We start from the raw sequence: 12,531 nt of genomic DNA, 5'->3' as shown, positions 1-12,531 counted from the left end.
ATCGGTAGTCTGACCGGCCATGAGCACCGGGGATGGGGTCAGCTCGAACGGTCACGAGCCGAGCGTCCACGACGTGGTGGTCGTAGGCGCCGGGTTCGCCGGCATGTACGCGCTCTACACGCTGCGCGGGCTCGGTTTCGACGCTGTGGTGGTCGAAAGGGCCGACGACGTCGGCGGCACCTGGTACTGGAATCGGTACCCCGGTGCCCGCTGCGACGTCGAGTCGATGCAGTACTCCTACTCATTCGACCCCGAACTCGAACAGGAATGGGAATGGTCCGAGCGCTATTCCGGCCAGCCCGAGATCCTGCGATACGCCAACCACGTCGCCGACCGGTACGACCTGCGACGAGACATCCACTTCGAGACAACGGTCCAGCGGGTCGACTGGGACGAGGATGCTTGCCGATGGGTGCTGCAGACCGACCGGGGCACGTACCGGGCGCGCTTCGTGGTGATGGCCACCGGCTGCTTGTCCACCACCAATGTCCCCAGATTTGATGGCGCCGAGACCTTCGCCGGACCCACATTTCACACGGGCAATTGGCCGCACGAAGGCGTCGACTTCAGCGGCCTGTCGGTGGGCGTGATCGGCACCGGCTCTTCAGCCGTGCAGGCCATCCCGGTCATCGCCGCGGAGTGCCGCGAGCTGACGGTGTTCCAGCGCACGCCGAACTACACGGTGCCGGCCCGCAACCAGCCGCTCGATCCCGACGAGCAGGCCCACTGGAAGCAGAACTACCGCGAGCTGCGGGCCGAGATGTTCGCCCAACGCGCAGCCATGGTGCAGCGACTGCCCGACATCGAAGACGCCGCCAAGGATCTGGGCGAGCAGGAATTCAACGAGCGCATGGAGGAGCGGTGGGAGGTGGGCGGCTTCACCTTCTACCGGGCCTTCGGCGACGTCGTGCTCGATGCCGAATCGAACGAGCGAGTTGCCCAATTCGTCCGCGACAAGATCGGCGAAGTCGTCGATGACCCCGAGATGGCCGCGAAGCTCACCCCGCACAACACCATCGCCTGCAAGCGCCCCTGCCTCGACACGAACTACTACGAGACGTTCAACCAGCCCCATGTCCATCTGGTCGATGTGTCCGCGACGCCGATCGAGCGCATTTCGCCCGCTGGCGTCGTTGTCGACGGCACCGAATACCCGGTCGACGCGATCGTGTACGCGACGGGATTCGACGCGATGACCGGGACGCTGCTGCGCATGAACATCACTGGCCGTGGCGGTGTACGGCTGGCCGACCATTGGGACGCCGGTCCACGCACCTACCTGGGACTTGGCGTGGCGGGCTTCCCGAACATGTTCACCGTGTCGGGACCGGGCAGCCCATCGGTGCTGAGCAACATGATCCCGTCGATCGAGCAGCATGTCGACTGGATCGCCCGCTGCCTCGTGGATCTGCGCGAGCGCAGCACCACCACGATTGAGGCCGAGCCCGACGCCGAGGCCTACTGGGTGGACCACGTCAATGCTGTGGCCGACTTGACGCTGTACCCGACGTGCAACTCGTGGTACCTGGGGGCAAACATTCCCGGCAAGACCCGAGTGTTCATGCCGCTTCCTGGCTTCCCGCCCTACGTTGAGATCTGCGAGGACGTGGCGTCCGACAACTACCGCGGCTTCGCCCTGGCATAGAAGGTGCGCGAAGTGGTGAACCTTCCCGCGGTGCAGGCAGTCGTTTCCCGCTCTTGTTCCCCATGCCGCATGCGATTGGGCTCACGGGCCGCTCGGGCCACGGCTTCGCCTCCGGCTCAACCTCTTAATCGCACCCATCCTGCGGAGACCTGCCGATGAGATTCACGCCCACCGAATTGACTGGTCCGGAGCTCGACCTCCAAACCGAGGTACGCAAGTTCCTGGCCGCCGAGCTGCCCCCCGGCAGCCACGAGCCGTGCTTGGGCATGGCTGCGGACCACGATCGGGAGTTCTCGGCCAAGATGGCCGCCCGGGGCTGGGTGGGCATGGCACTGCCATCACGCTGGGGCGGCTCCGACCGCACCGCCGTGCAGCGCTTCATCGTGGTGGAGGAGATGCTGCGCTGGGGCGCTCCGGTCGGACATCACTGGGTGGCCGACCGCCAGACCGGCAATGTGATCTTGAAGTTCGGCACCGATGAGCAGCGCGAGCGGTTCCTGGCGCCGATCTGCCGGGGCGAGCTGGGCTTCTCGATCGGCATGAGCGAGCCAGACAGCGGCTCAGACCTCGCCTCGGTGTCGACCCGAGCCGAGCGGGCCGACGACGGCTGGATTGTCAACGGCACCAAGATCTGGACGTCGAACGCGCACATGAACGACTGGTTCATCTGCCTGCTGCGCACCGCACCGATGGAGGACGGCAACAAGCACGCCGGGCTGTCGCAGTTCCTGATCGACCTGAGCTCCCCCGGGCTCGAGATCAGCCCGATCCCGTTCCTCGACGGCAGCCATCACTTCAACGAGGTGACCTTCCACGACGTGTTCGTGCCCGACACCAACGTGGTGGGCCAGCCGGGGATGGGCTGGCACCAAAACACCACCGAGATGGCCTATGAGCGCGGCGGGCCCGACCGCTGGCTGTCACCGTTCTCGACGGTGGAGCAGTTGCTGCGCGAGGCCGCCGGCACCCCGATGCAAGACACGGTGTCGGACCTGTTCGGCGAGCTGGCAGCTCGCTGGTGGGGCATCAGGAACCTGTCGCTGTCGGTGGCGCGACTGATCGACGAGGGTGAAGCGCCGTCGGTGGAGTCGGCACTGGTCAAAGAGATGGGCACCCGCTACGAGCAGGAAGTCGTCGAGAAGCTGGTGCAGCTCATCGACGAGGAATACTCGCCCGAGTCGGAGTCATTGTTCGAGCGGTTGCTGGCCCAGTGCGTGGTGACCTTCCCCGGCAATACGATCCGGGGCGGCACCATCGAGATCCTGCGCTCAGTGGCCTCGAAAGGCCTCCAGGGGCTGCCGGTATGACGGCAGGCCCATCGACACAGACTGCCGGTCTGACGGCAGGCCCATCGACACAGACTGCCGGTCTGACGGCAGGCCCATCGACACAGACTGCCGGTCTGACGGTGAACACCGCCCCCGAGCCGGTTGTAGTCGACGATTTGATCACCGAGACAGCGGATCGTCTGTTCAGCGAGCTCTGCACCCACGAAGCAGTCCAGGCTGCCGAGGACAGCGGCGGTGCACCAGATATCTGGGGGGCGTTCCGCGAGACCGGCTTCGACCTGATCGCAGTGCCGGAAGACGCTGGTGGCTCAGGCGGCACACTCGCTGAGGCCATCGAGGTGCTGCGGTTGGTCGGCTACCACTCGGCGCCGATCCCGGCTGCTGAGAACGGCATCCTCGGCGGGTGGCTGTTGGCCGAAGCCGGCATCGAACGCCCCGACGGTCTGGTGACGATCGTCCCGCCTCGGGCCGGTGATGACGGCTGGTCGGGTGGCGGCGCCTGCTCAGCGGAGTTGGCCGGCGACGGCAGTGCCACGTTGACTGGCGAGGCGCACCGGGTCCCGTGGGCCCGCAGCGCAGAGATGATCGTCTGCGTCTGCGAATGCGATGGCCAGACGACCGTGATCGCAGTGCCGACATCGGAATGTGAGGTCTCGCCGCTGCCGAACATGGCCGGCGAGCCCCGCGACACGGTCCGCTTCGACGGCGCAACGGGTCAGGCAGCGCCTGCGCCCGACGGCGCCGACGCGGCCGCGCTGGCCCAGCGCGGCGCCCTGTCGAGGGTTGCCCTGATGGCCGGCGCTATCGAGAAAATGTGCCAGCTCACCGTCAGCTACACCAACGAACGGGTCCAATTCGGCCGACCGGTGGCGCGCTTCCAAGCCGTGCAACAGCACTTGGTCTGGGCCGCGCAGGACGCAGCGCTGGTCCGCATGGCTGCCGAGATCGCTGCCCGGGAGGCCACCCGCGGAGACGCGCCCTTCGAGATCGCCGCAGCCAAGCTCACCGCCAACCAGGCAGCCGCCCGGGCCACGAAGGCCTGCCACCAAGCCCACGGCGCCATGGGCATGACGCAGGAGTACCCGCTGCATCACTTCAGTCGCCGGCTGTGGAGCTGGCGAAAGGAATACGGCTCAGACGCCTACTGGTCAGCGGTGCTCGGCGACATGGCCACCGGCATAGGCGCGGACGGCCTGTACCCCCTCATCACCTCGGGCACCGCTGCCCTACAGTGACTGGTGGCAGGCGCCGGTAGGGAGGTGGCTATGTCGCCGACGAGTTCCGAGATCATCTTCGAGGTCAGTGATGACGAAGTCGATGGCGGATTCTCCGCCAGCGCACTTGGCTATGGCATTCACACCCAGGCGGAGACGATCGAGGAAATGCGCGACAACATCCGCGAAGCGGTTGAGTGCTACTTCGACGACGCGTCGCCACACCCTCCTCAAGCGAGGCAGGAAATGAGATCCACGAGGCCGATGCCGCTCTGCCACACGGATTCATCTATTCGTAACCGCGCCCGTCCTGCATCAATCTCCAACTGAATGTCTTCTTCGGACTCCGCCATAGCATCGCCGCGCAACTCCTCAATCTCATCGAGTCCTTCACATAGAGGCCGCAAGCGCGGGCCCATGCTCTGAACGAATCGCATGCTGTCGAGAACATGGTCTTGGTCCACATTGCCAGAATTCCGTCCGACGGGCACTACGCACAAGAGAAATCGGTCCGCCTCGTCCACTGCTGTTTTGGCTTGCCTAGGTGTCATTCGCACGCTCTGCTCACGTGTTGCCTTGACCTCGACAAGCCAAGTCACACCATTGCGCGTGAATTCGATGCCCATCTCTTCTTCGTCGTATATCACATCATAATCAATCTCGAAGTCCGAGCCGATCCCTGTACGCCGCACCGCGAATCCCCTATTCTCCAAGCCCTCTCTCACCAAATCCTCTACCTGAGCACCCAACTGCTGATTCTCATGAACAACGCGTCTTTGTTCACGCCGCTCTACGAGATACTCATGAAGATTCTCGTCCGTCTTCATATCCTCGACGAACTCGCGTACGGCCCTCAAGTCCCCACCGGTTGAGACAAGAATCTCGGTCATAGCATCGTCAAGCGCCGAGCGCGATTCGTCATTGTCAACGATGAAGTGCCTTATCAGGTCAAGATGCGTTACGGCTATGGCCCGCAAGAAGTCTGCAGTAGCCGGCAGATCACTTAAGACATCAGGAGTCCACCCGCTATCTCTAAGGAGATTCGCAAGCGATTGTGCTGTCGCTTGGGCGCGTGTGTCTCGTCCCAGCGGGACCCATCGATTATTCACGACTGGCATGAGCCATTTTGCCTGATAATAGTGGTGCTTGTCGCCGCATTCGCAATCTACTGCCCTAGGTATGAGAGCTTCTGAATCTCGCGGAGCCAGCCATTCAGTCAAGAATCGCCAAAATAGCTGGGCGCGTCCTTGATTACTACGCACTCGCTCCATAACTCCCGAGTTTTCCTTGGTAAGAAAACTCACATCGGTCACACGGACTGGGTCCTTGGCTCGATGTTCACCCTCAGCTAGCGGTTCATCGGGAAGGAAGGGTATTGCAGATTCATCGCTACAGAATACGGCATCGGTCCGTATGTATCCTTCGTGACAGAGATCAACCCACGCTTCCTCTCTAGGCATCTTGTCAAGAAAGTCATCTGCCATGATGTACTGCCACGGGAACAAGTCAGTGTAGTCTTGAAGATCCTTCACCCAAGTCGCTGTTGGACCAAGAGGTATTGCCGAGTCGTCGGGTTCATGGGGATCTAACCAGAGGACCTTAGAATCGCCATCACGAGACTTGATGGAGTAGGCGGGAAATCGAGTCAAGTAGGCCCATTGCTCATTGGCAACTACCCAATCCAAGAACCGCGGCGCGGCTTCGACGAGTTCAGTCCCGACAGAATCGTCTTCGCCGAGCTTACGAAGTTTGGTTGCTATCTCTTGCGCTAGATCTTGGTTTCCATAGTCTCCCTTGCCTGTCTCATCGCTAAGAAATGAGAAATGGGCATGACGAAGCCTCGCTCTGACCTCGAGACTTAGAAAATCATCAGCGATATTCTTTAGTTCATCGTCAACACCTGTGTCCCGATACAGGTCAGCTAGCCTATCGAGATAACCAGCCTGATCTGGAACGATCTGGCGATTCCGAATCACTTCATCAAGGGCGTCACCCCTGAGAAAGCCATGGAACTGATTCAACCAATCCTTAGCCACGACATCCTCGTGAAGTGCGTTCTGAAGATTGTCAAGGGTTCCATATTGGGCATTCGGACCTGTTGCTACATCTTCGAGATGACGAGCTAGTTCATCGCCTCCATATGCTTCGTCGAGTGATGTTAGGGGCAAACCCATGAAAGGCTCCCAGCTCCTAACCGCTTCGCACCATCCTGCGACCTCGCTGCGTGCTGGCATTCTCGCCCGGAGTGCCTCGACCCCATTCATTAGATCCCAAAGTACTTCCACTCCATTAACCTGTTGTGCTATCGGTAACACAGAGTCACGAGGAGTGATTGGTCCGCCGCCACTACAAACTGCGGCGGTATCTCGGATATCGCCAATGAGCTGATTGAGTTCTTGATGAAGCCAATTGCTATTGAACCAAGACTGCTCAAGAATCGGAGGGACGTTTGCTAGCCTGTATACCTGTCTCGATTGAGCTTCAGCAGCGAACTGCAGTATATTAAGGTGCAACTGACAAGCTTCTACTATCGCCAACTGATTCGTTCGATTAGCTGTGTTATCATTTTGTCCAAGGTATACGCCATCACGATGCTCGGTCGGCGTGAATTCGAAGCTATTGATGATAGCCGGAAAGCTGAAGCCATCCGTGCCTATCAGAGGGAAGCCAAGAAAGAGTCGTGGCGTATTTCCTAACGGCAGGCAGGTCAATCCATCTTCGGCTTGCCGCATAGGGATAGCGACCTCTACATTTGTACCATCTGCGACCAGATACTGATACTCTTGCAAGCCGTCATTTTCGTGAACTCGCACGGTTACCAGTTGCAACCCCTGTCGAGGCAAAGGCCTTCGATCGACGACCTCGAAACTCATCGTAGCTTCAGCGAGTGCGATATCTATACGATGAAATTGGCGGTTAAAGACGACAACAAACGGCGCGCATCTCTTCAACATCGCGATTCCTTGCTGAGCTACGCCACGGCCATCGTCGTCGATCGAATATCGAAACCGTGTACTAAAACCATCCGATGCGCTCACCGTTGATGGTCGAAAGCCCTCCCACGCCTCCTCCATGCAATTCTGAAGCAGTGCCGCTGAACTGTTTGGACGCTCCAAACGGAACTGAAAGGATTGTCCGTCAACCAACTGTCCGGAAATATCGATGGCAGGAGACAAGAGGTGCGTTGTTAAGAATCCGCTGCCATATTGGCCGATTGTGTTTTCATCCTCTGCCTTCGTGGAGCCATGGTAGATGAGGCGAACTACCTCATTGATCGCGAACCCACGTCCATTGTGCTCAAATATGACTTCATTCTCGCCCAACTCGACTGAGGCGATGAGACGCGTGTCGCCGTCATCGCAGGCATCACGAGCATTCTGCAAAAGCTCCCAAATCCATCGGGTCTGCATGCGGGCCCGGTTGGACTCAAGCTCTTTCAAGTGGTTGAGAATGCTCTGGGCATTGTTCTCGACGAGTACTTGCGATCTTATGTGATCTTTGTCAATCATCTATTCTGCCTCGTGCTGAGATCACAACTTCGCGCCTACCTCGGGCGTCGACGTGTTCGTGCCGCTTCCTCCAAGTCTGCCACTATTCACAAGCGACCACACTATGTGATTAGCTTCATATGGTCAGCACTGCCAGTCGCGGCCTGACCAGAACCCGCTCCCCGCCCGGGCTGGTCAAGTCCGCATTCAGCATGCACCCTCACGTCTCGCGCCGCGGCTCGACGGCCGGGGCTGTGCACGCGGCGACGGGGCCAGGACCTCCCGAAGGAACATTCCGGCAACACCACCGCCAAGCCAAGTGGTCCCAGTTGGATCCATCTGACTCCTCCCGAGAGATCACCGGATGTTGCAAGTGGGCCACTTCAAGCGCCGTGAAGGGGAAGTGTCAGACACTCCCGTGTGACATCAGAGACTTTGAGATCTATCGCAAGGTGAGGCGCCATGGCCGCGGGGTTACATTCCAACAACTCGCGTGCGAACAGATGTGGCACCTTCATCTCGCATGGTGCGATCTGAGTACGCGACGCGCCGAGCGCGCCAAAACGGCTTGATCGAGGTGGTCTTGGAGATCCATGATCGCTAAGGACGCTCGACGCCGACACATCAGTCGATCGGCCGGAATCTCGGGAGTAGATGTGCTACGAACGTGCTACGTTGCGGACATGAACGGGACGACCACAATCCGCTTGAACGACGAGGACCGGTGCCTGCTGGCACAGCTAGTGCCCGAGTACGGCGACCAATCGAGCGTCATCAGGCACGGCATCCGGAGGCTTGCCGAGGAACAAGCACAACGTGTAGCGCTCAGGTCGCTGCTGCGTGACTGGGAAGCCGAGTCAGGTCCGGTCGATGAGGACATGGTTGCCGAGATGCAGCAGCGCTACTACAACCGATGATCCTTGACGCAGGCGTCCTCATCGCGATCGATCGCGGCGCCACACAGGCCCACGCGTATTTGATGACTGCTGAGCGCAACGGGGATGCCCTCCACACAACTTCCCCGGTTGCTGCACAGGTGTGGCGCAACGGAAGCCGGCAAGCCCGACTCGCACGAGCGCTCCAATCAATGACGCTGCACCCCTTCCTGCCCGGCGAGGTTGCCGTGGTGGGCGAAACCCTTCGCAGATCGGGCACCGCCGACGTGGTCGACGCACATCTCTACGTGGTGGCAGAGCGAATCGGCCACGACATCGTGACTTCGGACGTCGACGATTTCGCGTCGCTTCGCACAACGACAGCGCCGCATGCACCACGGGTGCTGGCTTGGCAGTGACCCAGCCCCGCTGAATTACGCCAGGGTGCGGGCAGCGGTTGCGACCAGTCGAGCGCTTCGCGGGCGGCGCATCTACGCTCGCCGCATGAGCAGCAACAGCACAGTCGACAGCACTCTCGACGAATTCGGCCAGTACGGGGATGTATCGGTCAAGTTGAGCGACGACCACGTGGCGATCGTGGAGATTCACCGGCCGCCCAACAATTTCTTCGATCTGGAGCTGATCGACGGCCTCGTCGCCGCGTTCGGCGACCTCGACGAAGAGGACGGCTGCCGGGCCAGCGTGCTGTGCTCGGAAGGCAAGAACTTCTGTGCGGGCGCCCAGTTCGGATCTGATGGCCGCCGGGGCGGCGAAATTACCGCCACCAACGCCGACGGCAGCCCGCGCCATCTGTACGACGCAGCCTTCGACCTGTTCTCCAAGCAGAAGCCGGTGGTGGGCGCCATCCAGGGCGCAGCGGTGGGCGGCGGGCTGGGCGTGGCCTGCTTCCCGGACTTTCGCATCGCCGCACCCGAGGCCCGCTTCACGGCCAACTTCGCCCGATTGGGCTTCCACCACGGCTTCGGGCTCACCGTGACCCTGCCGATGCTGGTCGGCAATCAGCAGGCGCTGGATCTGCTCTACACCGGCCGCCGAGTGAAGGGCGACGAGGCCGTCGAGCTCGGGCTGGCCGACAAGCTGGTGCCGCTCGACGAGCTGCGCCAGGCCGCTTACGACTTCGCCTGCGAGATCGCCGGGTCGGCGCCGCTGGCCGTCGAGTCGATCCGCAACACGATGCGAGGCCACCTCGCCGACGCCATCAGAGTCGCCACCGACAACGAGAAGGCCGAGCAGGACCGCCTGCGCACCACCAACGACTGGCGGGAAGGCGTGAACGCCATGAACGAGCGCCGCACGCCGAACTTCACGCGCAGCTGATGCCGGGTCGCCCCGAAGTGCCCGACCTCACCCGCGGCTGATGGCCGATCCCACGTCGACCGCAGCCACGCTCACCCCTGACGCCATCCGCGCAGCGCTCGACGGACTGCTCGAGCGACGCACCGAAGAGACCCGGCTGACGTCGATGGGTGCGGGCAGCGACGACCTCGACAATGGTCGGGCGTATCTGGCGGCGACTGTCGAGGGCGGCTGGCACGTGCCGACCTGGCCTGCTGACCATGGCGGCCGGGACGCGTCGCCCGCCGAGAACGCCCTCGTCGGCTCGGTGCTGCGCGAGTACGTCGTGCCCGATCTGTACCCGTTCGCGATTGGGCTGGGGATGGTGGGGCCCGCACTGTTGGCCCACGGCACCGCCGAACAGCAGCAGCGCTGGCTGCGTCCGATTGCTTCTGGTGCCGAGATCTGGTGCCAAATGTTCTCCGAGCCCGAAGCTGGCTCGGACCTCGCAAATGTGGCCCTCAGCGCCGAGCGGGACGGCGACGTGTGGCGCTTAGGCGGCCAGAAGACGTGGACCAGCCGCGCGATGTGGGCCGAATGGGGCATCTGCTTGGCCCGCACCGACCCCGCACAGCCCAAGCACAAAGGGCTCACGATGTTCGTGATCTCGATGGAGGCTCCTGGTGTCGACGTGCGGCCGCTGCGGCAGATGAACAACGACGCGCACTTCAGCGAAGTGTTCGTGGACGGTGCGGTCGTGGGTGACGGGTGGCGGGTCGGCGATGTGGGCGAGGGCTGGCGCGTTGCCATGACGATTCTCTCGCACGAACGCGTCGGCGCCGGCAGCCGCGGCGGGGGCGACGGTGCGAAGCGGGGAGCACGTGTTCCGCCGTGGATCGCCGACTTGGCCGCGCTCGGCGCACTCGACGACAAGGTGCGACGGGACGAGGCGATGTCGATCTACGCCGCCGACATGGTGTCGCGCTGGACCGCTCAGCGGGCCGCCGACGAGGCTCGATCGGGCGGCGGTCCTGGACCTGCCGGCAGCGGTGCGAAGCTGAGGACGGTGTCGTCGTACAAGCGACGTGCCTACTTGGCGAATCGCGCAGCAGGAGCGGCGGGCATGCTTGAAGACGGCCACGGCTACATCGAGACGGTGACGGCACCGTCGATGTCGATACGGGGCGGCACCGACGAGATCCAGCGCAACATCCTGGGAGAGCGAGTGCTGGGCCTCCCCGGCGAACCCCGCCTCGACCGTGATGTGCCCTGGCGCGATTCCCGCAAGGGAATGCTGTGATCCGACCTCTGGCGAATACGGGCGATTCCCCCAAGGGAATGCTGTGAGCGGCATCGCGGCACCCACCACCTACGGCGAGATGATGTTCCTCGAACAGCACGGCCCCGACACCTACGTCGGGCTCAGCCCCGAGTACATGTGGGGTCGGATCTACGGCGGGCAGGTCATCGCGCAAGGCCTGTGGGCGGCGTTCCAAACCGTCGACGAAGCGTTCGTGCCGCACTCGGTGCATGCCTACTTCATCCGAGGCGGCACGCTTGACGAACCGGTCCGCTACGAGGTGGACCGCCTGCGCAACGGCCGCTCGTTCTGCACCCGAGCGGTCGTGGCCCGCCAGAGCGGCGGCGCAATCCTGAACCTGTCGTGCTCATTCCACGTGGCAGAGCAAGACGCCCAGGTGCAAACAGCACGCATCCCGCTCGCACCCGACCCGCAGGACTGTCGCAACATAGACGAAGAGCGATGGCCCTGGATCATGGAACGCCGACCGCTGCCGAGTCATCCGGGGGCAGGCCAGTCGATGGGCTGGGTACGCATCGTCGATCCGATCGAGGACGATCCCCGCCTGCACATCTGCGGGCTGGCGTTCACGTCGGACGCCATCCAGTTCAACGCCGCCCGCTCTCTGCATCCTCTGCAGGTGACCCGCGAGCAGTACCAGGAGAAGTTCATGGGCGCGTCACTGGATCACGCCATGTGGTTCCACCGCCCGATGCGCGCCGACGAGTGGCACCTGTACCAGTTCGACTGCCACGGTCTCACGAGCGCTCGGGGCATGACCGTGGGCAACCTGTTCGCTCCTGACGGCCGCCACGTCGCCACGATCGCCCAGGAAGTTCTGCTGCGAGAGCGCCGATCCCAGTCCTAGAGACTGCCGGGGCTGGGCCCGGCGAGCGGCGACTGGGCCGATCCGCCCACGCTCGGCGCCGTTATGCGCAGCAGGCGTCCTCGGCGTGGCTCGGGCGTTCGGTTCCGTCGCCACGTCGTGACAGCACCACGTTGTTCATCACCTCGGTGTCGCCCTGCTTGACGTACCACTCCCACTCGATGCCGTGCGGATCGGCGGTCCACGTCTCGACCTTCTCGGCGTAGCAGCACATGGTCTCGTCGATGGTGGAGGTGGTGAGGCCTGCGGCGGTCATGCGAGCGTGAGCCTGCTCCACTTCCGCGGCGGACTCGGTCTCGACCCCGAGGTGGTTGATGGTGCCGCCGTCGCCAGTCGACTCGAAGAGCACGAGCTTCAGAGGCGGCTCGTCAATGGCGAAGTTGGCGTAGCCCTCGCGCCGCTTGGCAGGTTCAGCGCCGAATAGCCGGGAGTAGAAGTCGACCGCCTCATCAATGTCATCCACGTTGAGTGCTAACTGCAACCGCATGGGTCCACGCTACGGCGACCGCCGCGCACTGCACAGGACGAATTCGGACAT

The 12,531-nt window shown here is 62.5% G+C and carries 10 protein-coding genes; 8 read left to right on the top strand and 2 right to left on the bottom strand.

Annotated elements, in window-relative coordinates:
• The first annotated feature begins 19 nt into the window (after window positions 1-19).
• The 3 genes from ACOGJB_RS18915 to ACOGJB_RS18905 all read left to right on the top strand — a co-directional run bounded on the left by ACOGJB_RS18915 (window position 20) and on the right by ACOGJB_RS18905 (window position 4,169).
• Window positions 20-1,645, top strand: coding sequence for a flavin-containing monooxygenase (locus ACOGJB_RS18915; RefSeq protein ID WP_419838624.1), 1,626 nt, complete (start codon window positions 20-22; stop codon window positions 1,643-1,645).
• 155 nt (window positions 1,646-1,800) lie between these two features.
• Window positions 1,801-2,952 (top strand): acyl-CoA dehydrogenase family protein, encoded by a 1,152-nt coding sequence (locus tag ACOGJB_RS18910; protein WP_419838623.1) that lies wholly within the window; start codon window positions 1,801-1,803, stop codon window positions 2,950-2,952.
• Between the two features lie 101 nt (window positions 2,953-3,053).
• Window positions 3,054-4,169: an acyl-CoA dehydrogenase family protein gene (locus tag ACOGJB_RS18905; protein ID WP_419838622.1), complete on the top strand. Its 1,116-nt coding sequence runs from the start codon at window positions 3,054-3,056 to the stop codon at window positions 4,167-4,169.
• Window positions 4,170-4,378: 209 nt separating this feature from the next.
• On the opposite strand, the gene ACOGJB_RS18900 is transcribed toward ACOGJB_RS18905, so the two are convergent.
• Window positions 4,379-7,657, bottom strand: a complete 3,279-nt coding sequence (locus tag ACOGJB_RS18900; RefSeq protein ID WP_419838621.1) for a sacsin N-terminal ATP-binding-like domain-containing protein — start codon at window positions 7,655-7,657, stop codon at window positions 4,379-4,381.
• Between the two features lie 662 nt (window positions 7,658-8,319).
• On the opposite strand from ACOGJB_RS18900, the gene ACOGJB_RS18895 reads away from it, so the two are divergent.
• From ACOGJB_RS18895 to ACOGJB_RS18875, 5 genes are all read left to right on the top strand, one after another.
• On the top strand, window positions 8,320-8,553 hold the full coding sequence (locus ACOGJB_RS18895) for a ribbon-helix-helix domain-containing protein (RefSeq protein WP_419838620.1): 234 nt from the start codon (window positions 8,320-8,322) through the stop codon (window positions 8,551-8,553).
• A complete protein-coding gene (locus tag ACOGJB_RS18890) occupies window positions 8,550-8,930 on the top strand; it encodes a type II toxin-antitoxin system VapC family toxin (RefSeq protein ID WP_419838619.1) in 381 nt (126 codons plus the stop codon). Before ACOGJB_RS18895 ends, ACOGJB_RS18890 begins: the two co-directional genes overlap by 4 nt.
• Before the next feature lie 85 nt (window positions 8,931-9,015).
• Complete coding sequence (locus tag ACOGJB_RS18885; RefSeq protein ID WP_419838618.1) at window positions 9,016-9,849, top strand: enoyl-CoA hydratase-related protein; 834 nt, start codon at window positions 9,016-9,018, stop codon at window positions 9,847-9,849.
• Window positions 9,850-9,889: 40 nt separating this feature from the next.
• Entirely contained in the window at window positions 9,890-11,107 is a 1,218-nt protein-coding gene (locus ACOGJB_RS18880; protein ID WP_419838617.1) for an acyl-CoA dehydrogenase family protein, read from the top strand.
• Window positions 11,108-11,150: 43 nt separating this feature from the next.
• On the top strand, window positions 11,151-11,975 hold the full coding sequence (locus tag ACOGJB_RS18875) for an acyl-CoA thioesterase (protein ID WP_419838616.1): 825 nt from the start codon (window positions 11,151-11,153) through the stop codon (window positions 11,973-11,975).
• A 61-nt stretch (window positions 11,976-12,036) separates the two neighbouring features.
• On the opposite strand, the gene ACOGJB_RS18870 is transcribed toward ACOGJB_RS18875, so the two are convergent.
• A complete protein-coding gene (locus ACOGJB_RS18870; protein WP_419838615.1) occupies window positions 12,037-12,480 on the bottom strand; it encodes an ArsI/CadI family heavy metal resistance metalloenzyme in 444 nt (147 codons plus the stop codon).
• Window positions 12,481-12,531 lie beyond the last annotated feature (51 nt).

This window comes from Candidatus Poriferisodalis sp., from assembly GCF_965208895.1.
GTDB lineage: Bacteria > Actinomycetota > Acidimicrobiia > Acidimicrobiales > Poriferisodalaceae > Poriferisodalis.
This window is presented reverse-complemented; position numbering and strand designations above follow the sequence as displayed.